The organism is Bacillus sp. HMF5848 (assembly GCF_003944835.1).
Lineage (GTDB): Bacteria > Bacillota > Bacilli > Bacillales > HMF5848 > HMF5848.
In genome coordinates, this window is sequence record NZ_RWIV01000001.1 from 1,468,301 (window position 1) to 1,492,006 (window position 23,706).

General features: G+C 37.3%; 19 protein-coding genes. 15 read left to right on the forward strand and 4 right to left on the reverse strand.

The window, feature by feature from the left end:
* Positions 1–186: 186 nt before the first annotated feature.
* From glpK to EJF36_RS06975, 5 genes are all read left to right on the forward strand, one after another.
* Positions 187–1,677: a glycerol kinase GlpK gene (gene glpK, locus EJF36_RS06955; protein ID WP_125905618.1), complete on the forward strand. Its 1,491-nt coding sequence runs from the start codon at positions 187–189 to the stop codon at positions 1,675–1,677.
* A gap of 664 nt (positions 1,678–2,341) precedes the next feature.
* On the forward strand, positions 2,342–3,970 hold the full coding sequence (gene glpA / locus EJF36_RS06960) for an anaerobic glycerol-3-phosphate dehydrogenase subunit GlpA (protein WP_125905619.1): 1,629 nt from the start codon (positions 2,342–2,344) through the stop codon (positions 3,968–3,970).
* Positions 3,963–5,069: an FAD-binding protein gene (locus EJF36_RS06965; protein WP_185806848.1), complete on the forward strand. Its 1,107-nt coding sequence runs from the start codon at positions 3,963–3,965 to the stop codon at positions 5,067–5,069. Before glpA ends, EJF36_RS06965 begins: the two co-directional genes overlap by 8 nt.
* Positions 5,062–6,273: an anaerobic glycerol-3-phosphate dehydrogenase subunit C gene (locus EJF36_RS06970; RefSeq protein ID WP_125905621.1), complete on the forward strand. Its 1,212-nt coding sequence runs from the start codon at positions 5,062–5,064 to the stop codon at positions 6,271–6,273. The genes EJF36_RS06965 and EJF36_RS06970 overlap by 8 nt, the downstream gene beginning before the upstream one ends.
* Positions 6,274–6,785: 512 nt before the next feature.
* Positions 6,786–8,426 carry a long-chain-fatty-acid--CoA ligase gene (locus tag EJF36_RS06975; protein ID WP_125905622.1) on the forward strand — a complete coding sequence of 547 codons (1,641 nt, stop codon included), beginning with the start codon at positions 6,786–6,788 and terminating at the stop codon, positions 8,424–8,426.
* 49 nt (positions 8,427–8,475) lie between these two features.
* Here the strand turns inward: EJF36_RS06975 and EJF36_RS06980 are convergent, their stop codons facing one another.
* Complete coding sequence (locus tag EJF36_RS06980) at positions 8,476–9,279, reverse strand: alpha/beta fold hydrolase (protein ID WP_125905623.1); 804 nt, start codon at positions 9,277–9,279, stop codon at positions 8,476–8,478.
* Positions 9,280–9,419: 140 nt separating this feature from the next.
* Here EJF36_RS06980 and EJF36_RS06985 point away from each other — a divergent pair, with 140 nt between their 5' ends.
* From EJF36_RS06985 to EJF36_RS06995, 3 genes are read left to right on the forward strand one after another with little or no spacing between them, the layout of a single operon-like run.
* The gene (locus tag EJF36_RS06985) at positions 9,420–9,854 is read left to right on the forward strand and encodes a hypothetical protein (protein WP_125905624.1); all 435 of its coding nucleotides are present in this window, start codon (positions 9,420–9,422) and stop codon (positions 9,852–9,854) included.
* Positions 9,855–9,880: 26 nt separating this feature from the next.
* Entirely contained in the window at positions 9,881–10,450 is a 570-nt protein-coding gene (locus EJF36_RS06990; protein ID WP_125905625.1) for a polyhydroxyalkanoate biosynthesis repressor PhaR, read from the forward strand.
* Between the two features lie 32 nt (positions 10,451–10,482).
* Positions 10,483–11,562 (forward strand): alpha/beta fold hydrolase, encoded by a 1,080-nt coding sequence (locus EJF36_RS06995; protein WP_125905626.1) that lies wholly within the window; start codon positions 10,483–10,485, stop codon positions 11,560–11,562.
* A 112-nt stretch (positions 11,563–11,674) separates the two neighbouring features.
* Here the strand turns inward: EJF36_RS06995 and EJF36_RS07000 are convergent, their stop codons facing one another.
* Positions 11,675–12,439, reverse strand: coding sequence for an alpha/beta fold hydrolase (locus tag EJF36_RS07000; protein ID WP_125905627.1), 765 nt, complete (start codon positions 12,437–12,439; stop codon positions 11,675–11,677).
* 200 nt (positions 12,440–12,639) lie between these two features.
* Between EJF36_RS07000 and phaQ the strand changes: the two genes are divergently transcribed.
* From phaQ to EJF36_RS21460, 4 genes are all read left to right on the forward strand, one after another.
* Entirely contained in the window at positions 12,640–13,083 is a 444-nt protein-coding gene (gene phaQ / locus EJF36_RS07005) for a poly-beta-hydroxybutyrate-responsive repressor (RefSeq protein WP_125905628.1), read from the forward strand.
* Positions 13,064–13,672 (forward strand): hypothetical protein, encoded by a 609-nt coding sequence (locus EJF36_RS07010; protein ID WP_185806849.1) that lies wholly within the window; start codon positions 13,064–13,066, stop codon positions 13,670–13,672. The genes phaQ and EJF36_RS07010 overlap by 20 nt, the downstream gene beginning before the upstream one ends.
* 385 nt (positions 13,673–14,057) lie before the next feature.
* Positions 14,058–14,711, forward strand: a complete 654-nt coding sequence (locus tag EJF36_RS07015) for a hypothetical protein (RefSeq protein ID WP_125905630.1) — start codon at positions 14,058–14,060, stop codon at positions 14,709–14,711.
* Between the two features lie 56 nt (positions 14,712–14,767).
* Positions 14,768–15,313, forward strand: coding sequence for a hypothetical protein (locus EJF36_RS21460; protein ID WP_185806850.1), 546 nt, complete (start codon positions 14,768–14,770; stop codon positions 15,311–15,313).
* Positions 15,314–15,433: 120 nt separating this feature from the next.
* Here EJF36_RS21460 and EJF36_RS07025 read toward each other — a convergent pair whose 3' ends face one another.
* The gene (locus EJF36_RS07025) at positions 15,434–16,216 is read right to left on the reverse strand and encodes an alpha/beta fold hydrolase (RefSeq protein ID WP_125905631.1); all 783 of its coding nucleotides are present in this window, start codon (positions 16,214–16,216) and stop codon (positions 15,434–15,436) included.
* Positions 16,217–16,787: 571 nt separating this feature from the next.
* Between EJF36_RS07025 and EJF36_RS07030 the strand changes: the two genes are divergently transcribed.
* The 3 genes from EJF36_RS07030 (at position 16,788) to EJF36_RS07040 (ending at position 20,384) form a co-directional block, all read left to right on the forward strand.
* Complete coding sequence (locus tag EJF36_RS07030; RefSeq protein ID WP_125905632.1) at positions 16,788–17,912, forward strand: glycerate kinase family protein; 1,125 nt, start codon at positions 16,788–16,790, stop codon at positions 17,910–17,912.
* Positions 17,913–18,073: 161 nt separating this feature from the next.
* Positions 18,074–18,940 (forward strand): formyltetrahydrofolate deformylase, encoded by an 867-nt coding sequence (purU, locus tag EJF36_RS07035; protein ID WP_260471842.1) that lies wholly within the window; start codon positions 18,074–18,076, stop codon positions 18,938–18,940.
* A 76-nt stretch (positions 18,941–19,016) separates the two neighbouring features.
* Positions 19,017–20,384, forward strand: a complete 1,368-nt coding sequence (locus EJF36_RS07040) for an MATE family efflux transporter (protein WP_125905634.1) — start codon at positions 19,017–19,019, stop codon at positions 20,382–20,384.
* Positions 20,385–20,516: 132 nt separating this feature from the next.
* Here EJF36_RS07040 and EJF36_RS07045 read toward each other — a convergent pair whose 3' ends face one another.
* Positions 20,517–23,591 (reverse strand): efflux RND transporter permease subunit, encoded by a 3,075-nt coding sequence (locus tag EJF36_RS07045; RefSeq protein WP_125905635.1) that lies wholly within the window; start codon positions 23,589–23,591, stop codon positions 20,517–20,519.
* Positions 23,592–23,706 lie beyond the last annotated feature (115 nt).

Below are 23,706 nucleotides of genomic sequence, written 5' to 3' on the forward strand. Positions count from 1 at the left end.
ATTAAGTTAATATTTGTGATGGAGACTCGAGACCACGTATCAATCGTCTAATTTTATTAGATGGGGGGCTATCGCGGTCTTTTTTGTCTTTGACCATACTAAATTCTTTAAAGTGACTGATTAAATTGTTGCTTTTAATACTTATGTATAGTATTTTTAAAGGCCGTAGAGGAGATGAGTAGAAGGATGGAAAAGTATATCTTATCACTTGACCAGGGGACAACAAGCTCAAGAGCAATTCTTTTTAACAAAAAAGGGGAAATTGTTCATGTTGCACAGAAGGAGTTTACACAAATATTTCCGAAGCCAGGCTGGGTGGAGCATAACGCAAATGAAATTTGGGGTTCTGTACTGGCGGTAATAGCGTCTTGCTTATCAGAAGCAGATGTGAAGCCAGATCAAGTATCAGCCATTGGTATTACAAATCAACGGGAAACAACAGTTGTATGGGATAAAATTACACAAAAACCAATTTATAATGCCATAGTATGGCAGTCACGTCAAACTGCGGACATATGTGAAGAGCTAAAAGCTCAAGGTCACGATGAGCTCTTCCGTAAGAAAACAGGCTTATTAATTGACGCGTACTTCTCAGGTACAAAGGTAAAATGGATTTTAGATAATGTTGAAGGTGCAAGAGAAAAGGCTGAACAAGGTAACCTAATGTTTGGTACCATTGATACATGGTTGATCTGGAAGTTGTCTGGTGGGAAAGCTCATGTGACTGACTATTCAAACGCATCTCGCACATTAATGTATAACATATATGAATTAAAGTGGGATGATGAACTGTTAAATATACTAACAGTGCCAAAATCTATGTTACCAGACGTTCGCCCATCTTCAGAAATATACGCCCACACAGCTGGCTATCATTTCTTCGGTCAAAATGTACCGATCGCGGGAGCAGCAGGTGACCAAATGGCGGCTTTGTTCGGGCAAGCATGCTATGAAACAGGCATGGCTAAAAGTACATATGGAACGGGTTGTTTCACGTTGCTGAATACAGGTGAAAAAGCAGTTCCATCTGAGCATGGATTACTAACAACTATTGCATGGGGAATTGATGGCAAAGTAGAATACGCACTTGAGGGTAGTATATTTGTCGCTGGCTCTGCAATTCAATGGTTGCGTGACGGTTTACGTATGATTAAGGACGCAAAGGATAGTGAGCAATATGCTGACAGAGTAGAATCAACAGACGGAGTATATGTTGTACCGGCTTTTGTTGGATTAGGTACACCGTATTGGGATAGTGATGTTCGGGGGGCTGTTTTCGGCTTAACAAGAGGAACATCGAAGGAGCACTTTATTCGTGCGACATTAGAATCATTAGTGTATCAAGCGAAAGATGTGTTAACAGCAATGGAAGCTGACTCAGGTATTGCTTTAAAGACACTTCGTGTTGATGGAGGATCTGTGAAAAATAATTTCCTTATGCAGTTCCAAAGTGATATTCTAGGTGTACCTGTGGAGCGTCCAAGCATTAGTGAAACAACGGCACTAGGTGCAGCGTACTTAGCTGGTTTAGCAGTTGGATATTGGAAGGATAAAGAGGAAATTTCTCAGCAGTGGAATATGGAACGGTGCTTTGAGCCAAATATGGGTACAGAAGAAAAAGCTAAGCTATATAACGGATGGAAAAAAGCAGTCCAAGCAGCTATGGCTTTTAAATAATTATTAGGTTTGAAGTGAGATGCTTGGCATTGGTATGGCAGATGACTGGATTGTCATAGAACTCAGCACACTGTCATCTAAGCTGCGAATCATGTGAATAGTAAAGAGGTAGAGCCGAACATTCGTAACAGCCAAAGTTCGGCTCTTTTTCGTATGTGAACGTATAAGGTGTGTACTCAGATTATTCTCTAGGTCTAGCCACCAACCGCTCGAGAGAAAACACAACCAATTTTCCCGTGGTCCCAAGTCAATCGCCTCTGGAAATCGGGACTTCCAACGGCTAGGAACGCGTAGTGTCGACAACGCGAAAGGGCATCGAGTTGTTGTTAACCGATGGCGCTCGTCTTTGCTAGTAGCCGTTAGGCGTGTGCCTTGCGTATTGCTTATTTAAACTACAAATACTTTATTGCAACATATCTTTTTATGTTGCAAAGATTCACAAATTCGCCACCCATACCTTAATACAATGTAATTGATGTATGATACGATTTTTATAGAAAACATAATAGATGGCCGGAGAATAGAGAAGCCTTTAAAACCACAGAAGATGCGTTAAAAATAATGCGTTCTTGTGTGTGTTTTGGCTTCTCTTTTTAGTGTGAATATGAGTTTAATTGGAAAAAACTGAAAAACGACTTTTTCTATAATGGTAGGAGGTATAGGCATGAGAGAGAAGATCCAGACGCAAGCTGTTGTAATTGGCGGTGGTATTACCGGAGCAGGTGTGTTGCGTGATTTAGCTGTGCGAGGTATTAATGGTGTGTTAGTGGAACAACGCGACCTTAGTCATGGAACATCCTCACGTAACCATGGGCTTCTCCATTCAGGTGCGCGTTATGCAGTTCGTGATGAGGAAGCGGCGATAGAAAGTTATACTGAAAATTTAATTATTAAGAAAACAATACCAGGCTCTGTTGAGCAAACAGGTGGTTTATTTGTTAAAGTTCCAGAAGATGATGATGCGTATGTTCAGAAATGGCTAGCATCTTGTGCCAAGGTAGGTATTCCAGTAGAGGAGGTATCTATTGACCAAGCTTTAAGAGATGAACCATTTTTGAGTAAACAAATACAAGCTGTGTATCGTGTACCGGATGGAGCTGTTGACAGTTTTACAATTGTAATCGATGTAGTGGCAGATGCTGTTCGCCGAGGCGCTCAGTTACTCACTTATCACAAAGTAACCGAATTATTAAAATCAGGGCGTGACGTGATCGGGGTAGTCGTTTGCAACGCGTATACAGGGGAAGAGATTGAGATCTACTGCGATATGGTTATAAATGCTGCAGGACCTTGGGGAGCACAAGTAGCTAGTTTAGCAGATATTTCTCTTAACATTATAAATAATAAAGGCATGTTGACTATATTTAATACTCGCTTTAATCGCCAGGTTATTAACCGTTTACGCCTCCCTGGGGATGCAGACATCTTTGTTCCCGGACATGATGTAACGATATTTGGAACAACTGGCATTAATGTGAATGATCCTAATGACTTTTCCTTAAGTCGTGAAGAGCTTGCTTATATGTTAAAAGAAGGGCAAGCGTTAATTCCTAATATTAATGAACTTAGGATGATACGGGCATTCAGCGGTAGCAGGCCTCTGTTTCAAGAGAGCATGTCGTCTGACAGTAGTGGTCGAAATGTAACGCGAGGAATGGCTTTGTTAGATCATAAGCAGCGTGATGGAGTAGAGGGGTTTATAACGATAACAGGTGGTAAGCTTACAACGTTCCGGTATATGGCGGAAAAAACAGTAGATTTAGTGTGTGAAAAACTGTCTGTTTCAGTGCCTTGCACGACACATGAAGAAGTAGTACCACATAGAGAAGTGAAAGAAGCTTTTAAAGACATCAATATGGCTCCAGCTGCTAAGAAAAAATTGTTGCATTGGGCTGGTACAAGAGTGAAGAAAATTGAAGAGACAATGAAACAACAAGAAACAGATCACACTGTTGTTTGTGAATGTGAGCAAGTAACATGGGCTGAAATTGAGTCTACGTTCCCTAAAGGTGGACACTTTAATTTAGGTGATATTCGCAGACGCACTCGATTAGGTATGGGACCGTGTCAAGGGACATTTTGTAAGCACCGAGCCACAGCCATGGCCGTAGAAAAAGGCATAGCAACAATAGACGAAGCAAATGTTACTTTGCAAAATGCTATTCAAGAACGTAGAAAAGGAATGAAAGTTGTTGCAACAGGAGAAACGGCAAAACAACTGCAGCTTATGGAAACTATATATAAAGTTGCTTTAGGATTAGATGTCGGTGAGGAGGAGACATACTATGTATAATCTTATTGTAATAGGTCAAGGGCTATCTGGCTTATTAGCCGCCATTTGGGCAAAAGAGCATAATCAAAACGTTGCTCTCGTATCATCTGGTGTAGGAAAGCTTATGCAAGCGACGGGCGTAATGGAAGTCATGCCTGCGATAAAAGACTATATAAGTGTGTTTAATGGAAACCGAGACAATGCTATTGAAGCTTTTAAAGTATTAACTGATAGATTAGAATATCCCTATCAAGGAAGTTTGCATGAGCTTGTCCCAATTGTTACTGGATCAGGACGTGTGAAGCATACTAATTTATATCCTAATACTATTGCTCCGATTATAGATAAAGGTCATGTCGTTGTTGTTGGGTTTCAAGAAATCATAGATTTCCAGCCTAAATATATTAAAGAGAATTTATTGAAAGATCTTCCGGGTTTAGTGGTAGATACAATTTCCGTTTCGCTTGGGCATCAATCGCAACGAACAATGACACAGCTTGATGCTGCAAGATTGCTTGATAAACCAGACGTACGCCAACATGTTTTGAATCAAATTAAAGAGAAAACCGATGACACAACGGATATGTATATTTTTCCTGCTTGTCTGGGCGTAGATATGTGGTCAACAGTATTAGCCGATATGCGAAAACAACTACATGCCACTATAACAGAAGCACCAGGTATGCCACCGAATGCTACCGCAGTGCGCCTCTTTAATGTGTTAAAAAAAGAAGCTGTTAGACTAGGTATTAGATTCTATAAGAACTCTCAAGTCGTGGGGCATATTATGGAAAATGATACACTTCAGAAGATAACAATAAACAATGTAAACTCACAAATTAGTTTAAAAGCCGAAAAGTTTATCATTGCAACAGGTGGGATTTTAGGGGGCGGTCTTGAAAAGACGGTATCTGGTATACAGGATACAGTATTAGGATTGCCAATAAATGAGTTAGGCCAATTTAAACAATGTCCTGACAATGTGTACCCTGTCGGTGCAAGCTGTGGAATACAAGTTACACAATATGGTATTACGGGAGGCGTGTTTTCTATACTATCAAGCTATGAAAGCGTGGTTTCTATAGAACGGGCGAGGAAGGGGGAGTTGCAAAATGCTTAATCAACAATTTGTCGAATCCTCGTTTGATCAATGTGTTAAGTGTAATGCTTGTACTGTTAACTGTCCCGTTTCTAATGTGACGTTAGATTTTGGTGGACCAAAGCATTTAGGTCCGGAATTGAAACGTCTAATTAACAATCAAGAGTATATTGATGATAAACGCATCGAACTTTGTACGTTATGTGGAACATGTGATTTAACCTGTCCTGAAAATGTCCATGTATCGCTGTTAACTGCGTATGCAAAAGCTGCGCATGCAGAAGAATCAGGAACTAAATTTAGAGATGTTATGCTGAGCAATGCTGAGTTATTAGGAAAAGTATGTTCAGCTTTTGCTCCAATTACAAATCCTACAATGAAACTTAAGCCTGCTAGAAAAGCAATGGAGTTTGTGCTAGGGATACATGCTGATAGACAATTTCCAGACTATCAATTTAATAATTTTAATCGAAGATATAAAAAGAAAACAGCTACAACGAAAAGAAAAGTAGCATATTTTGTCGGCTGTTATGCGACATATAATGCGCCAGATGTAGCACAGGATTTCATTAAGGTTATGAAATATAATGGAATAGATGTTGTAAAGCCAAAGCAAAAATGCTGCGGAGTACCAATGTTCGCAAATGGTCAAATGAAGCAAGGCTTAAAAAATGCGTCATACAATATTGATAGTCTTCTTTCATATGTCAAAGAAGGCTATGATGTAGTTGTTACATGCACAAGCTGTACGCTTGCTTTGAAAAAGGAATATGTCTCCTTCTTGGGAACCGATAAAGCGAAAGAACTGGCTAGTCACGTATATGATGCGAATGAGTATTTGCGCATGCTACATGAACTAGGAGAATTAAATACTCAATTAGCTCCTAGTGAGCAAAAAGTAGGTTATTTTTCACCTTGTCACATGAAGGCGCAAGGAATTGGTAATCCAGCTATGGATATGTTAGAACTGATTCCAGGGTATCAAATACAAGATGTTGCCGCAGGTTGCTGTGGTCAATGTGGTACGTTTGGGTTTAAAAAAGAAAAATATGATGTGTCTATGCAAATGGGTGAGAAAATGGCTGATGCAATTGCTGTGACGGATGGAGAATACACTGTAACAGAGTGTGGTATGTGCAAAAATCAGCTTGATCAATTAACAAATAAACCTGTAAAGCACCCCATACAGGTTTTAGCAAAAGCCTATGATGAGGCCTTAGTATAACGCGCAATGCATAACTGATTTCTATTAAGAAGAGTATGAACACAGTAAATGTGGGAATACTCTTCTTTTTTTGACGTTTATAGAAAGTATAGGTTTTCTAACTTAGATTAGTGTCTAGCTCTAGTGCTTAGCAAGGCGCTTTTAATGTAAATCAGATCACATTCTGTTAGTTTAACACAGTAATTCGTAAGCAAATTTCAACTGATTATTTGATAATTTTGTGAACAATCACTAAGTTTCCGACAATGTTCTACCAATTATTACTAAAAATATGTGAAATTTAATTCATCTCTCAGCATATTGAAATGAATTGTGCTATATATTGATGAAGTCTGTCGGAATAGCGAGTTTTACAAAAACGTTGATATAACTAATAATTTAAGTGAACTAATATTCTTCCGGTTGCACTAGTAAATACCAAATATAAGTTTTAATTCTTAATAATGGATGCTGCAATCATATTTTATTTGGCTGGTGGAATATTAACAAGTTAATTCGGGAGGGAATAATGTATGGGTTATGAGCAAAAGCCTTGGTTAAAATTATACGACCGTAGAATCCCGCATAATGTTTCTATTGAAGAGACAAATCTTTTTGAGTTGTTAGCAAAAGCCGCCAGAAAATATGGTGAAAATCCAGCATTAAGTTTTTTTGGAAAGTCGTGGAGTTTTTTTGAAACGAAGCATATCGCTGAAACACTGGCATCTTCGCTACATAATAGTGGATTTAAAAAAGGAGATCGCTTCGCTATTATGTTACCAAACTCACCTCACTATATTTTTTCATTATTTGCTGCCTTTCGTATTGGTGGAATAGTAGTGCAAGTGAATCCTATGTATGTGCAACGTGAGATAGAGTATGTTTTAAAAGACTCTGGTGCGGAATACATGATTGTACTAGATGCCTTTTATGAAAAGGTTAAGCAAGTACAGCCTAATACGTCACTTAAGAAAATTATAGTAGTTAGCTTTACCGGCACTAAGCATGAGCTAGCAGACGGTGATGTGTACTTTGATGAACTATTATTTATGAAGCAACAATCCCCTCTACCTGAAGTTGAGATAGATAGGGAAGAAGATATTGCTGTTTTACAATACACGGGTGGTACAACTGGTGTATCAAAAGGTGTAATGCTTACACATAATAATTTACTATCAAATGTTATTCAGGTTTGTGATTTTAGTTACCTTGCATGGGACGATAAACCTGAAAACTTTAATATGATGAGTGTTTTGCCAATGTTCCATGTGTTTGGTCTATCATGTAACGCTTTAGCCGGTATTCGTGAAGGCTGTAATCAGTTAATTTTACCTAGATTTGATGTACGTGAAGTGATGGAAATTGTAAAAAGAGAGAAACCGCTGCAAATGTCAGCTGTACCAACGATGTATATCGCGCTTAATAGTCAGCCGGATTTAGAGGATTATGGCTTTGACCATATCCATTTCGTAAGTAGTGGAGGAGCTGCATTACCAGTTGAACAAATTAAAATTTTCGAAAGAAAAACTGGTAATAGATTAGTTGATGGATATGGATTATCAGAATCTTCACCATCTGCTATATTCAATCCACCATTTTTAGAAAGAAAATTAGGTAGTATAGGTATACCAATTCCTGGTACAGAATGTCGTATAGTGAAGGATACACTTGAAGGTGTAGTCGATGTTCCAGTAGGTGAAGCAGGTGAGTTAATAATTCGTGGTCCTCAAGTAATGAAGGGGTATTGGAATCGTCCAGAAGAAACAAAACTAGTTTTAGAGGATGGTTGGTTATTTACGGGTGATATTGCGAGAATGGATGAAGATGGATACTTCTATATACTAGATCGTAAAAAAGATGTCATTATTGCAAGCGGATACAATGTATATCCTCGCGAAATAGAGGAAGTTCTATATCAACATGAGGCTATTGAAGAGGCACTTGTTATCGGTATTTCAAATGAGTATCGTGGTGAGTCCGTCAAGGCCTTTGTAAAATTACGAATAGGGTTTGAATCAACAGCAGAGGATATAATTCAATTTGCTAAGCAATATCTTGCTCCTTTTAAAGTTCCTGAGGTGGTAGAAGTGAAGGATGAATTACCAAAGTCATCAGTCGGAAAGCTTTTACGTCGTGCTCTGCGAGATTTAGAGCAAGAAAAACTAAATGTATAAATAAATAGCAAGAAGTGCCGAGATTAAAAGTCTTGGCACTTCTAAAAAATTATTGATTTTGCAAAAATTGTAACACTTTGTTGTTTACAATATCCGCAGCTTCTGTCACATAAATGTGACCAGCACCTGGTACTGTAAATAACTCAGCATTCTTGATTCGTGAAGCTAGAGTGACACCATTTTCATAAGGTACGAGCTTGTCTGCATCTCCATGAATAACGAGTGTGGGAACAGTTATTTTTTCAAGATCAGTAGACGTATCATGAGCTAAGCAAGCCTGAAGTTGGAGCATGTAACCGTGAACAGGCGTCGGGATCTCAATTCTTGTTTTTATATCTTCGGCTATGTCTGAATGGTTATTCTCGATGAAGGTTTCACTGTAGAGGATAGGAACAACGGCCCAAGCTATTTCCTCAGGTGTAGAAGGGACGGATGCTCTTGAAATCATTAACATGGATACATCTGGGCTTGGTTGTATGTGAGTGGCACCACCTGCTGTCGTACAGCCAAGGATGAGAGATTGTACGCGGTCAGGATAATTGATTGCTAGCTTTTGTGCAATCATCCCGCCCATTGATATGCCATAGACGTGAACCTTATCAACTTCGACTGCATCGAGAACTGCTTTAGCGTCATCTGCCATTAGTTCAATAGAATACGAGGATTGTGGTTTAGCACTTCGCCCAGTGCCTCTATTATCAAATAGGATTACTTGATACTTTTCAGCAAGAGCGGGCCAAGTTCTATTCCAGGAGAGTGCATTGTGTGATAAACCCATGATAAGAAGTAGGGGCTCTCCTTCGCCGTGTACTTCATAATAAATCTCAGTTCCGTTGTTTGTAGTTGTAGGCATGATTATCAACTCCTTATTTATTATAGAGATAGTTTCCGTTGTCTCTATTCAACTGTATAATATATGAAATTATCAGATAGTCAATGAATATTTTGTAAAACTTTCTAATAAATGGATGTTATTTCCGTTAGGTGGATGCTATGCAATTCTTTGACGAAGAGACCATACGAATATTAGAAAAACTAGAACAGAATTGTAATAAGCAGCTCTATAATGCAACTGATACGTTAAATTTTGTGGAATGCTTAAATGAGTCACTGAACATTCATGTGCAGCAGGTGCAGAGTGCTAGGCAGTATGTAACGGAATGTTTAACGTTACACGATGTTCCTTGTAAGCATAGCATTATTGATCTTTCAAAGTATGTAATTAAGTTCGAGGATAGATTGGATATGCTTGAAGATTTCGTATATACAGTGATTAAGAATCAACGGAAAGTACAGATAAAAGTATCACGTGTTAAGGAAGGATTAAAGAGTGCAAAAAGTGATTTATACTCAATAGATACGAATAATCGCTCAACAAAATTGTTAACTATTTCTCAACAATTATCGGAGCTAAAAGCAATGTTTTAAGAATATATTATGTAGAGGTGAGAGAAGTGACAGAAAATAAAACGTATGATCCTTATCAATCCTTTTTGAAGTTAAGTAGTTTATGGGAAAAGCAAATGAATGCAATGTTATTTATGTGGACAAATAATAGTGAATTTGTAAAGCTGTCAAACCTAGAGGCAGAATATCATTCTAAATATGTGGAATTTTTACGGAAAAATCAAGAACTAATTGCAAATGTATTAAATATACCGACAAAGTCAGATGTTGCTAATGTTGCTAAACTCACTATTCAAGCAGAGCATAAGCTTGATAATCTTGAAGAGCATATCTGGTCTTTACAAGACAGTCTTTCGGATACAAACAAGGATGTTGAATCCATGATTGATGTGTCTAAAGATATTATAAAGCTTACAAAGCAGCTGAAAACTGAGATGACAAGAACAAAAAAGGAGCTTGCTGAGTCAAAGAAAATGAGTTCAGAAATACAAGAGATAAAAGAAGAACTCTCCCTTTTAAAAGAATTAAAAGATGAATGGGGAAGCGTTCGAGACATGATTCTAGAAAAACAAGATGTGACGGAGAAACAAGAGCTAGTTGAGAGTGAAACTAATTAATACTAATCATATGGTTGAGAGGAGACATTAGCATGGCGACTGAAACACCTAGCAAGCCAAAAGTTCCAGCTTTAGATTATCAAAAGGAAATGAGACGTTGGAAAGAAATATATAAAGCATTACTTGGACCAGACCTTCAGGTAGGTACTACACCGCGTGTAGAGGTTTGGAGGAAAAATAAAACTGTCCTGTGGTACTATCCTGCTCAAGAGAAAAAATACAATGTCCCTTTATTCTTTGTGTATTCATTATTAAATAAGCCGTATATTCTTGACATTGCACCTGGCTCGAGTGTTATTGGAGGTCTTACTGAAAAAGGCTACGATGTGTATATGCTAGATTGGGGGTCTCCTGGAATTGAAGATAGCGAGATTAGCCTCGACACATATGTAGATGATTATTTAAGAAGAGCAATAAAGCGAGCCATTCGCCATTCTGATGCTGGAGAGATTTCTTTAGTAGGCTATTGCTTAGGAGGCACATTGTCTGCTATTTATACATCAATTTCCGATGAGCCAATTAGAAATTTGATTCTTGCAACAGTTCCAATCGATTTCAGCATGTCAATTGTACCACCGAAATGGTTAGATGGCTTGAGAAGAGGAATATTGAGTGTTGATAGTCTTGCTAATGTTTATGGTACGATTCCTGCTGAATATTTATATTTAATGTTCCGTGCCTTATCCCCAATATATTTAACGCCGTATACGAACTTAATTAGTCGAGCTGATGACAAACGTTATGTTGATAAATGGCGTCGTATGGATAAATGGACACGAGATACGGTCTCTTTTAGCGGAAAAGCATTTAAACAATTTTTCAATGATTTGTATAAAGAAAACAAGCTTGTAAAAGGAGAAATGCAAATAGGTGGTAAGCAAGTAGATTTGAGTAAAATAGATTGTAGCTTATTTGTAGTGTCATCCTCAAATGATAATCTTGTTGTTGAACCACAAAGCTTGCCTATTATGGACTTAGTATCAAGTAAAGATAAGACGTATCAATTAATCGAAGCTGGTCACGTATCACTGGCATTAACGGGAGTATTTGCAGATATTATTGACCCTTGGCTTGCTAGTCGTTCAGATGCTTTAGAAGAAACTAAAGTGTAAGCACGGAATGCTATTAACAATTTGCGGGAAGACAATTCTTCCCGCAATATTATGAATATAAATAAGGACTTTGTGAAGAGAGATATTTTTAACTTTTAACAAAACAAGAATGTTAGGCTGTTGCTTTCTGCTTTCCTAAAAAATTACGAAGCAACCCATTAAAGCTATGTTTTGCTTCTACTTTTGCAACATGGCCACTGTTCCTAAGTATTACAAATTCAGAGTGTGGAATTAATTTATGCATCCATAATTGAATCCATACTGGGAGAACGGAGTCATATTGACTTCCAACTATTAGAGTAGGTGCAGTGATTTTTGGTAGAAGTGATAAGTTATTTACTTTGAGGCATGCTTTTAATGAATTTAAAAATGCGTCAGGTTTAGGGCGGAAATAGTGGTTGAATTCGTGTACTGTGTTGTCGTCCCATGAATATAAACTAATATGGGCTGCGTAGTTTTTCTGTTTTTTTCTAGAAAGAGAATGGGCTTTATGCTCTCTGAACTTATAAAATAGCTTCCCAAATTGTTTAGGAAAGTAATGAAAGGTACTAACGAGAATAAGCGATCTACACATGTGGGGAGCTTGTCGATAAATTTCCTGAGCAACAGCACCGCCCATTGATAGTCCACAAATGTTAGCGTTTTCAATATTGAGATTCTTTAATAATGTAATAATATCCTCAGCAAATATTTCAATAGAAATGTCTTCTTGATTCTCACAATCACCATGCCCGCGCAAATCTGGAATTATCATATCGTATTGATCGGCGAGCTCGAATTGGTTGTGCCAGCCTTCTTTTACTTCTCCAAGTCCGTGGATGAGAACGAGAGGTTCTCCAAAGCCTAAACGTAAATAAGGAATGTTGCCTTTTTCCATATAATTCCTCCTAGGTTTTTAAAGGTTATTATAAAGCATTTTAACATTTAGTAAAGTAAAAACATCTAAGAAATTTATTGTTTTTATATATATTAAGAAAAATCGTAATTATGACCTATACATGTAAAATACATATATAGGACAATTGACATTTTTTACTTATAGGTGTAAAATACATATATAGGAAGAGGTGATAATACATGGAAAGCAAAAACAACAACCCGTCAATTAGTCCTTCAAAGAACTTTATTCTTCCATTTATTTTATTGCTTCTAAGTAAGGTTTCATTACACGGTTATGAACTAAGTCAGAAGCTACAAGCATTTGGATTTAAGTCGGTTGATCAAGGGAACTTATATCGTTTGTTAAGACAATTAGAAAAGGATGAGCTTGTCTCATCAGAATGGGATACTAACGGACCTGGTCCAGCAAAACGTCGCTACTTTATAACAAAAGCAGGTATAACGTATTTAAAGGGTTATGCTAATCAACTAGAATCGTATCAAACCATGCTTGACCAGTTTTTTAAGATGTATTCCAGTTTTATTGAGCTCTATCTCCCTCCATTTCAAAAGAAGGGTCCAATAGAGGAAGTAAAAGATGAAAAAAGGAGGAATGAGGAAGATGCCAGCAAAGAAGACTAGTACAACTACAAAGGCCACTGCAGACAAAAAGGAAGAAGTAAACAATGAGGTTATGGAAATGCCAAGATTAATGAACCAATTTGTCGACACATTTTGGAATCAGTACGAACGCTCTGTAGCGCGCGCTCGACAAATGCGTGAGCAGCGAGAGGATGCATATTTAAACGCTTTAAAAGAGTTAATGCAATTTAACAAAGAGTATCGTGCATCTGTTGTTAACCTTTACAGCGATGTTCGGAAAACAAACACAGAGTTAATGAAGCAGGCTGTAGCAACTATGAATGCTCGTACAGAAGATGCAGAACAACCAAAGTCTGAGGAAGAAAATGAGATGTTAAGGCAATGGCAGGATGTAGCACACCGTGCAGAAACACTAGCAACAACGCCTATTAAGTCAGGATTTGAAATGATGGATCGCTTAGCAGGAAATCTTGAAAACAATGTTGAATCTTATGTTGCATACTCTCGTGAGCAACGTAAGCAATGGGAAGACCTTGGTGATGAATATATGAAGTATGCAAGAAATACTCATCACAAAGTGGTTGACCGTTTAGAAGACACAATGAAAACTTTAGTAAATGCTAGATAACGCATTTTTGATCCACTAGAACTAGCACTGGTGGATTTTTTTTGTAAAAATTAGTGAATAGAATGTGTGATTTCACTACAGGATGTGACAAAAACATCAATTCTGGATGCTGCTGTGAACATTTTGTTACAGCAATAATCTGAACATTGTGTGAACAGCAGTCTAAGTTTGACAAAATTCGTTTCTATTTGCAATATCGACAATTCTCTTTTTTATGAGAAGTCCTTATTATCTCTAGATTTCTTAATGTGTTTGTTGATTTGTGTTACAAAAAATGATGATAGGTGTCGATAAGGCTTTGTTTACAAATTCTTACTGGGACTTAATAATTTAATAGAAGGAACTAAATGTAACCGTTTTAATAATTGAAATGGAGGAGATTAATATGACTGAAAACAAAGAGGTACATGCTCAAGAACCAGCTAATGAAAAAATGGAACAACAAGCTCATGAGGAAAGACTTACTAGTTTAGATTTATTATGGCAGCATATTCTTCAAGAAATAGATGCATGGGCAGCAAGAGCGGATTTTCGTGATGAGGTTCTATTAAAGGCTGTTCATCAATATGCAGAAGGCATGAAGAGAAGTCAAGAAAATGTTCAAAAAATTAGCGAGACATTTATGCATGAGCTAAGATCTTGGGAAAAAACAGCTCGTGAGGAATTTTTAATGTCGACAACTGCGATTCAGCATTTCTTCCCAATCAAATCATATGAAGAAGTAAATGAAGTATTTGATAGCATTCAAGAAAGAACCGCAAAATTAATTGCTACGCCATTTAAATCAATGTCAGAAAGACAATCTGTAGAAAAGTATATTGAAACTCTTCAGCATTATATGCAAATTAGAAAGCAAAGTCGTGACCAATATGTTGCTAATATGAAGCAAACAGCTCGCCTTGTTTATGAAAGTCAAAAAGGGTTTGTTGATTTGTTTACAAATCAATTGAAGGCCATCATCTTCCCATTTGAAAAATACATGGAAAAGTATAATGAGCCGGGAAAAGAACCTGTAAAATCAGAACCTGTAAAGTCATAGTACATTAGAAAAAGGCTACCACCGTTAGTTACTCATTTGAAAAGGGGGGATGTTTAGTGGCATATTTTAAATGGTATGATCCGTTCGACACTTATTTAAAGGTAAGTAAATTCTGGGAGAGACAACTAAACGGATTACTATTTATGGGCACAAATAACGATGAGTTCGTACGTTTATCTAATTTAAGTGCTAACTCTCATGCTCGATACGTTACTATTTTAAGGAAATACCAGGAGTTTTTAGCAACATTATTATACGTTCCTACGAAGAACGATGTTGCCAATGTTGCGAAGTTATCAATACAAACCGAAGATAAAATTGACAAAGTAGAAGAACAGCTTTGGGTTCTTCAAGACAAAGTTGATTTAGCATATGAGCAGATTCAAAAAATGGTAACCGAGACAACAGAAGTAATGAATGTAACAAAATCTTTCGAGAAGGCTGATCTTACACCTAGCATAGCTATCGATGAAACTCATAAGGATCTTGTAGCAATAAAGGAAGAGCTAGCTAAGCTTCAAGCATTAAAAGCTGATTTGGATGAAATTAAAAATATGCTAGAAAAAGAAAAGCTGCTTCAACCATCAAGCTTTGAATTTTAAAAATAAGTGGGAAAGCTCTTGTATAGCTTTCCCACTTATTTTTGTATGATTTTTTCATAATGTCAATTAAGGAGCAGTTTGTTATAGCGGTGTATATGAAGACGTTTGATAAGCTAAAGGCTAGGCAGCAGCCTGCTTTTGCTTTGTTAGAAATTCCCGTATTAAGGAGTTAAAGCGGTCTTTCGCTTCGATTTTTGCAACGTGTCCGCAATTTCTCATAATAACGAACTCCGAGTGTGGTATGAGCTTGTGCATCCATAGTTGCACCCATACAGGTATAATAGCATCGTATTGACAACCTATCACGAGTGTTGGGACTTTAATCTTCGGCAATAAGGATAGATTATTGACCTTTAAGCATGCTTGAAGAGATTGCTGAAACGCATCTGGATCCGGATTAAAGTATCGGGACATGTTTTTCGCAGTATCACCTTTCCATGAATACAAGCATAGCCGAGCAGCGCGCTCCTTTTGTTGTTGGCTTGTTAACATTTTTATATGTGGATGTTTTAGTACAGATAAAGTTTGTCCTAGAGCCTTTGGTACATAGTGCATAGTGCTAACTAGCAACAATGAGCGGCACATAGAGGGAGCTTGACGATAAATTTCCTGCGCTACAGCACCGCCCATTGATAAACCGCAAATATGAGCGCTTTGTATACGTAATTCCTTTAACAAGTTAATTATATCAGACGCAAAGTGTTCAATTGATATGTCTTTAAATGGTTTATGCTGCCCATGCCCTCGTAAATCAGGAATAATTAGCTCAAATTGGTCTTCTAATTCAAATTGGTTTAACCAGCCTTCTTTTATTTCACCTAGTCCGTGAATTAAAACAAGTGGCTCCCCAACACCAAAATGTAAATAAGGAACTCCAAAGCTACTTCTTTTTGATTTTTTCATAAAAACCCACCTTTAAAGTAATAAAGTCATTGGTTGAGGCGACTTTTGTTAATATGCATTATTGCCAAATTTTCTGTATGTAAACGAAAGTAAAAACTGAAAACGCTTGCAATTATACCCGTAAGAGTAAGGAGGGTTTACTTACTTATATGAAAAAATAATCGGTTTGTTAACAAATTTGTCACAAAATAGGCGAACGTGTAGAGTGTATGAGCACTAAACGTATTCTATGTATTTGGGAAGTATGGTTTTCTTCTATAATGTTAATAAGAGTTTTATAAGCTTAAAGTGAAAGAGTGCGGTTTGCGAGGGAGTGAAGGTTATATAAATGTAGAAACCCGGTCCTTTAGGTGTGGAAGTATCAGAAAGATGTTTCGAGAAGTGGTGAAATGCAGCAATAGGATGAAAAGCTTAACGATATACAACAACAGTCTGTAACAAGAAGATAAGATAACTCCAATACGTTATTTATACTTTCCTACAAAATGTCAGCTGGTTTCAAAGTATAATATAATTAAATGCTCATTATACTTCACTATTTGGAGTAAAAAAGAATGAACGGTGGTGTATTATGCGAATCATTATAGCACCAGACTCTTTTAAAGGAAGTCTTTCTGCATTACAAGCCGGTGTTATTATTCATGATGCTTTTAAAATGGAGCTTCCGTTAGCTGATATGGAAGTAATTCCAATGGCAGATGGAGGGGAAGGTACGTTAGAAAATGTAGTGTATGCAGCAGGGGGACAGCTTTTACAATGTGAGGTAACGGGTCCATTAGGATCAAAAATAATGGCAAAGTATGGAATTCTAAGAGACAACAAAACAGTAGTAATAGAAATAGCTCAAATAGCAGGTTTGACTCTTGTACGTAGCGATAAACGCAACCCTCTGCATACAACGACATATGGAATTGGTGAGGTGATTAAGCTCGCTATTCATGAAGGGTATAGAAAGTTTTTAATTGGTTTAGGAGGAAGTGCCACAAATGATGGTGGCTTAGGGATGCTTCAAGCGTTAGGTGTATCATTCTATAATAAAGATAATCTACATGTGTTGCCCTTTGGCTATTCTGTTGCAAAAGTCACTGGAGTTGATTACACGACTATGATGCCTGAAGTAAAAGAGTGTGTGTTTGAGATTGCTAGTGATGTAGATAATCCTTTATGTGGTGTTAAAGGCGCTTCTGCCACCTTCGGGCCGCAAAAAGGTGCCACACCTGATATGGTCCTTCAATTAGATAGTGCTTTAGCAAATTACGCTTCTATTATAGAAGAACACCTTGGGAGAAGCATGCAATTTAAAGGGGGCGCAGGGGCAGCTGGTGGGCTTGGTTTTGCTTTTTTAACGCTTGGGGCAGAAATTGTATCAGGGGCAGAGCTTGTCGCTAAAGCTTCTATGTTACCTGAAAAAATAAAACAAGCAGATTGGATTATTACGGGAGAAGGACAGAGTGATTATCAAACATTGTTCGGAAAAGTACCTGGGTACATTGGAAAAGAAGCGAGCAAACATAATGTTAAAGCAATATTAGTTTCTGGTAGCCTGGGGAAAGGATATGAGGATCTATATAATTACTTTGTGAGCTGTGAATCAATAGCGGTCGGTCCGTCAAGCTTACAGGAATGTATCAATCATGCAGAAAGTCTTCTGTTTAAAAAGGCTCGAAACATCGCGAGAATGTTAAATACAAAATAAGTAATGTTAATAAAAACCCTGGCTCAAGCTTGAGCCAGGGTTTTCATGCAGTAAAATCCAGGAGAGAAAAGAAAAAGTTCAGAAGTTCACAAAATATACGAATAATTATATTTTAAAAATTCCGAAAATATATTATAATGCCACAAAAGGGAGGGTTTCAGATGAACAATCAGCCACAAGAAACTAAAAATCTAGCAAGGTTACTTATTTCTTGTCCGGATAAAACGGGAATTATTTCACAAGTATCAACTTTTTTATTTCAACAAGGTGCTAATATAATGGACTCTGACCAGCATACAACTGAGGAAGGACAATTTTTCTGGCGATTGGAATTTGAGTTTGGGCACGATTCTCTCAGGAAGCTCACAGAAGAGTTTAGTTACATTGCAAAGACTGCCTCCATGAAGTGGACAATGAAGCTAAGCAGTGAACGAAAGCGTATAGCGTTATTTGTGACAAAAGAAGATCATTGTTTATTAGAATTGTTGTATGAATGGCAAGCAGGAGATTTACAGGCGGATATTTGTGCTATTGTGAGTAATCATCAATCCCTAAAGCTGTATGCAGATCAAGTACATATACCGTTTTATTACATTCCGGTTGCTAAGGATACGAAGTGGGAATGCGAGCAAGAGCAGTTAGCCATATTACGTGAAAATAATATTGATACGATCGTACTTGCAAAATATATGCAAATTCTTTCGCCAACCTTTGTTGCACAGTTTCCTAATCAGATCATTAACATCCATCATTCTTTTTTACCGGCTTTTGTTGGAGCGCGCCCGTATGAGCAGGCTTTTCATAGAGGGGTAAAGCTTATAGGTGCAACTTCGCATTATGTAACGAATGATTTAGATGAAGGTCCTATTATAGAACAAGGGGTAGATAGGGTTACACACAAACATAGTGTTGCACAATTAAAGCGCATTGGGAAAAACATAGAAAGAACAGTTTTAGCAAAAGCTGTGAAATGGCATGTAGAGGACCGAGTCATTGTGCACGGTAATAAAACAATTGTATTCACATAGAAAAAATAACTGCAAATATACAGTAAATAGAATATAATTAGGTTTGCGAAACAATCTGACATTAGGAGTACATCACATGGAGCAAACCTTTTCTATTTCAGAAAAAATCAAACAAATTATAATTCTACTTATTCCGATTTTAATTACACAGCTAGGCATGTTTTCTATGGTTCTTTTTAATACAATCATGTCAGGAAAGTATAATCCATCCGATTTAGCAGGGGTTGCTATAGGCTCAGCTGTTTGGACACCGATTTTTACCGGGCTAAGCGGTATATTATTAGCTGTATCCCCTATAGCTGCTCAATACTTTGGTGAAAAAAGAAACCGTGATGTATCACTAGTGGTAACTAATGGTATATATTTAGCGCTAGGCATTGCTGTAGCAGTCATATTGCTTGGTGCCATTTTATTAAACCCAATATTAAATAATATGGACCTAGACGATAACGTACGGATAACTGCGTATAAATACTTAGTTGGCTTAAGCTTTGGAATTATCCCCTTGTTTATATTTAACGTGCTACGTTCGTTTGTATATGCATTAGGGAAAACACGAGTGGTAATGGTGATCTTACTAGTCGTACTACCCATTAACTTCCTATTAAATTATGTATTTATCTTTGGGAATTGGGGGGTACCCGAGCTTGGTGGTGCAGGTGCTGGATATGCTACATCAATTACTTATTGGCTAATTTTAATATTAACTCTTATTTATATAAAAAATCACGAGATATTTAACCAATATGTTAGTCTAAAATACTTCCGTTCTTTTTCCTGGAGTAAATGCTTAGAAATTTTAAAAATAGGAGTCCCTATGGGGTTATCTATTTTTTTTGAAACAAGTATGTTTGCCGTTGTTACTATTTTGATTAGTAAATATAATGTTACAACTATAGCAGCCTACCAATCTGCTTTAAATATTGTCTCATTTTTATATATGATTCCATTAAGTATTTCAATGGCTTTAACTGTTCTCGTAGGGTACGAGGTCGGTGCTAAAAGGCAGAAGGATGCACGTGCCTACAGCTGGCTTGGTATTGGTTTATCTGTTGTAATCGCGTTAAGTACAGGACTTTTTGTAGTGTTGTTTCGCTATCAAGTCGCTGGTTTTTATTCAAATGAAGAGGCTGTTATTCAACTAATCGGTCACTTTCTTATTTATGCGATATTTTTTCAGATATCTGATGCTATTCAAGCAACAGCTCAAGCTGCCCTACGTGGGTATAAAGATGTTAATGTGTCTTTTGTGATGACCCTCATTGCTTATTGGATTATCTGTATTCCTTTAGGTTATGTGCTTGCTCATTATACAAGCTTAGGCGCAACAGGCTACTGGATTGGTCTAACTGTCGGCTTGTTAGTGGCTGGTGTTTGTTTGTCGCTAAGATTAGTGTACGTTCAAAAAAAGACATTACACTACGGAAATGGCTGCATAGGATAAATACTTTGTAAATTGCGAAAAGCTACTTAAGTAAAAATACCTTAAGTAGCTTTTTCTTTTTTGTAATGTTTTGTTTTAAATAAAATCAAGAAGGTGCGAATTGCAAGACTCCTTTAAAAGAAATTATAGTAATTATTCTATTTCATTCACAGTGCTCGCACTTGGCCGTAATCGCCGTAATGTTAAGTAAAAAGCAGGAACAAGAATTAGTGTCAAGGCAGTAGAGAACATTAGACCAGAGACGATTGAAATGGCCAACGGCTTAAACAATACGTCACCATTAATGGCAATCGGTAACAAAGCCACAATCGATGTAAGTGATGTTAATATAATCGGTCGGATGCGTGCACGTCCGGCATCAACAATAGCGTCACCAATATTATATCCATCACGAAGACGTTGCTCGAAAAATTCTATTAAAATGATGGAGTTTCTTACAGATACCCCGGACAGAGACACAATACCTAAAACGGCTAAAAAGCTTAAAGGGGTATTCGTAAAAAACAACCCTAAAATGGCACCTGTTGTTGACAAAAATACAGAACTTAAAATCAAAAATGGCATTGATAGTGAATTGAATTGAACAACAATAACTAAATAAATTAGAAATAATACGATAATAAATAGCTTTGTTACCTCAATAAAGAAATCTGTTCGTTCAGAGGTTTCCCCACCAACTACGAGTGTGTAATCCATTGCAAGTGAATCCTTTACATCATCAGCTAGAGCCAGTGCTTTATCTTCAAAGTTAGATTCAACATCGTTCTTTGGATACGCTCGTAAAAGAATAGTGCGTTCTCCGTTTTTATGTGGGATTTGCTGCAACTGAGATGATTCAACCTCCGTGACAATACTATCAAGAGTAATCGTAGCTGTATTAGCATTTCGCACAGGTATCTCCATTAATGATAAGTCTACTTCATTAAAGCTCGTTTGTACTTCCAACTTTAAATCTCTTCGTTCAACTCCGTCATCAAAAGTTCCGAGCGGAATACCTTGATGAGCAAGTTGTAGCTGTTCACTTACGACTTGTGTAGAAATACCGTAATAAGTTAACAGTGAACGGTCTAAATCGTAATGAATAACAGGCTGTGGTGTACCAACATCAAGAGTAACTAGTTTCGTTTCGTCGAGCTCTTCAAATTGATATTTCAGTGTATCTGCTATATCTGATAGGACAGCCATATTTGGTCCACTAATTTCGATCGCGACTGGGGCACCAACTGGAGGGCCAGCTTCAATACGCTCGAACAATAGTACAGCCTCGGGATACATGTCTCGTAGCTTTTGCTCCCAATTTGCAAGCATGTCTGAAGTGGACGAGATGTCTTTGTTTACACGAACAATGAGTTGCCCAGTATTTCCCCCTGTGTTAGAAATGATAGATGTAAATAAGCCAGGGTGCCCGGTACCTGCAAACACAGCTGTTTCTCTAATGGTCTCATCCTGCAGAATTGTATTTTCCATTTCTTGTAGGTTCTCAAAAGTTGTTTCTAATAGTGTGCCGTTTGGGAATGTAGCGGTAATGGTCACTTCCTCACGGTCAGCTGCTGGGAAAAACTCAAATGGAATCTTAGTTCCTAATGATGCTAATAGTACACAAGCTAGCAAACCGACAATACTTACAATAACCGGTCGTTTTATGATACCTTTTAAAACCTTTTCCGAATAAAATGCCTCTAACTTTAAAAACGGTTTGTGTAACAATCCACCTGAGAATCGTTTTGTTTGTTCTTTTTTTACGCGTCTCTTTTGAGTCCAATACGTAATGATTGGTATAAATGTTAGAGCCATTATAGTCGAGCCGATAATGGTGAAGATTAGTCCTGTCGGTAAAGCTCGGATAAAGCTACCTCCACTCCCTGATAAGAAGGTAAGTGGGAAAAAGCTAAACACAATCATTAAGGAGGATGTAATGATAGAATAGCGAATCTCCCTAATGCCGTTCACCGCTCCTGTGAAGGGACGATCACCTAATAAATAACGTCTCTGTATATTTTCGTTTGCCACAATTGCATCATCTACAAGTATTCCTATTGCAATGATCATTCCTATAATGGAAATTTGGTTTAAATCAACCCCCATATATGGAACCGGGATTAATCCTATTAATATTGATAAAGGTATTGATACTGCCACTAAAATAGCCGCTGCCGGTGATAAACCTAATAGCATAATAGCGACAACCGCCAAAATAGAAATAGCAAAAGAAGCAGTTAAATTATTAAATACATCCTCTACTAATTCACTTTGAATATAAAAAGGTTCCACAGAATATGTATCAGGGATTTCTTTTGACAGCTGATTAATTACTGGTGTAATACTTGCTTGTAATGACGGTATATCCACGCCTTTTTTAGCAAGGATTGTGAAGGATATAGCCGGCTTACCTTTATAAGTAACTAAATCTACGGTTTCTTTAGGGACAATAGCTACCTTACCTAGTTGACCTACTGTTATAGGTAGACTCGCGTTATTAAGCCCAACAATCACTTTTTCAATATCTGCAACTGATTGGTACGTATTTAAATCGAGTAAATAGGATTGATTATTCTTCTCTTGCTTTCCGATAGAATTCGGCGCAAATTCACTCTGAATCGCTTGAATAACCTGACCGGCTTGGATGCCATTCGTTTTTAAAGCAACAGCATTCAGTGAGATAACAATTTCTTCGTCAGTAACTCCTTTAACTTGAACCTTTTCAACCCCAGAAATAGCAGTAATTTTTTCTTCCCATCGTTCCATTTCTTGTTTTAATTGAGCTAGAACTGCATGATTGTTTGTTGTAATCATATATGATGCAACAGCAGAGGGGCTTAAACCTGTATTTACATCAGGTTCCTGCGCCTGGTCAGGGAATTGTAAAGCTGCGTCAGATACTTTCTGTTGTAAGTCTGAAAAAACAGCATCTTTGTTTATGTTGTCTTCAAACTCTAACACAATATTTGAGAATCCTTGTGCAGATGTGGACGACATGTCCTTTAACCCATCAAGGTCTTCTATTCTCTCCTCAATAATATTGGTAACGTTACGCTCAACCTCATCAGGTGAGGCCCCGGGATATACCGTTTTAACTGTTGCAACGTTTGGCATAATTTCTGGTACATCTCGTTGTGGTAATTGAAAAAAAGTTAAAAGACCTATAAGTATAAGTAACAAAAGAAAAATCATAACAATTTTAGAACGTTTTAAAACCCATTCCATCATTTCACCTCATTCAAGATTAGCCTCTATTCTGTTTATTTATATACAGTTTTCAGTTTGGTTAATTAGCTAAAGCATATGGTAGAGGGCTAGTTAATGTCAATTTATAAGTGCTAAC

Bases quoted from the DNA above. Each gene is read 5' to 3' on its own strand.
- purU (WP_260471842.1), top strand. From the start codon at position 18,074: ATGAACAATCAGCCACAAGAAACTAAAAATCTAGCAAGGTTACTTATT.
- glpA (WP_125905619.1), top strand. From the start codon at position 2,342: ATGAGAGAGAAGATCCAGACGCAAGCTGTTGTAATTGGCGGTGGTATT.
- EJF36_RS07000 (WP_125905627.1), bottom strand. From the start codon at position 12,439: ATGGAAAAAGGCAACATTCCTTATTTACGTTTAGGCTTTGGAGAACCT.
- phaQ (WP_125905628.1), top strand. From the start codon at position 12,640: ATGGAAAGCAAAAACAACAACCCGTCAATTAGTCCTTCAAAGAACTTT.
- EJF36_RS06985 (WP_125905624.1), top strand. From the start codon at position 9,420: ATGCAATTCTTTGACGAAGAGACCATACGAATATTAGAAAAACTAGAA.
- EJF36_RS07010 (WP_185806849.1), top strand. From the start codon at position 13,064: ATGCCAGCAAAGAAGACTAGTACAACTACAAAGGCCACTGCAGACAAA.
- EJF36_RS06965 (WP_185806848.1), top strand. From the start codon at position 3,963: ATGTATAATCTTATTGTAATAGGTCAAGGGCTATCTGGCTTATTAGCC.
- EJF36_RS07025 (WP_125905631.1), bottom strand. From the start codon at position 16,216: ATGAAAAAATCAAAAAGAAGTAGCTTTGGAGTTCCTTATTTACATTTT.
- EJF36_RS06995 (WP_125905626.1), top strand. From the start codon at position 10,483: ATGGCGACTGAAACACCTAGCAAGCCAAAAGTTCCAGCTTTAGATTAT.
- EJF36_RS07015 (WP_125905630.1), top strand. From the start codon at position 14,058: ATGACTGAAAACAAAGAGGTACATGCTCAAGAACCAGCTAATGAAAAA.
- EJF36_RS07040 (WP_125905634.1), top strand. From the start codon at position 19,017: ATGGAGCAAACCTTTTCTATTTCAGAAAAAATCAAACAAATTATAATT.
- EJF36_RS06975 (WP_125905622.1), top strand. From the start codon at position 6,786: ATGGGTTATGAGCAAAAGCCTTGGTTAAAATTATACGACCGTAGAATC.
- EJF36_RS07030 (WP_125905632.1), top strand. From the start codon at position 16,788: ATGCGAATCATTATAGCACCAGACTCTTTTAAAGGAAGTCTTTCTGCA.
- EJF36_RS07045 (WP_125905635.1), bottom strand. From the start codon at position 23,591: ATGATGGAATGGGTTTTAAAACGTTCTAAAATTGTTATGATTTTTCTT.
- glpK (WP_125905618.1), top strand. From the start codon at position 187: ATGGAAAAGTATATCTTATCACTTGACCAGGGGACAACAAGCTCAAGA.
- EJF36_RS06980 (WP_125905623.1), bottom strand. From the start codon at position 9,279: ATGCCTACAACTACAAACAACGGAACTGAGATTTATTATGAAGTACAC.
- EJF36_RS06970 (WP_125905621.1), top strand. From the start codon at position 5,062: ATGCTTAATCAACAATTTGTCGAATCCTCGTTTGATCAATGTGTTAAG.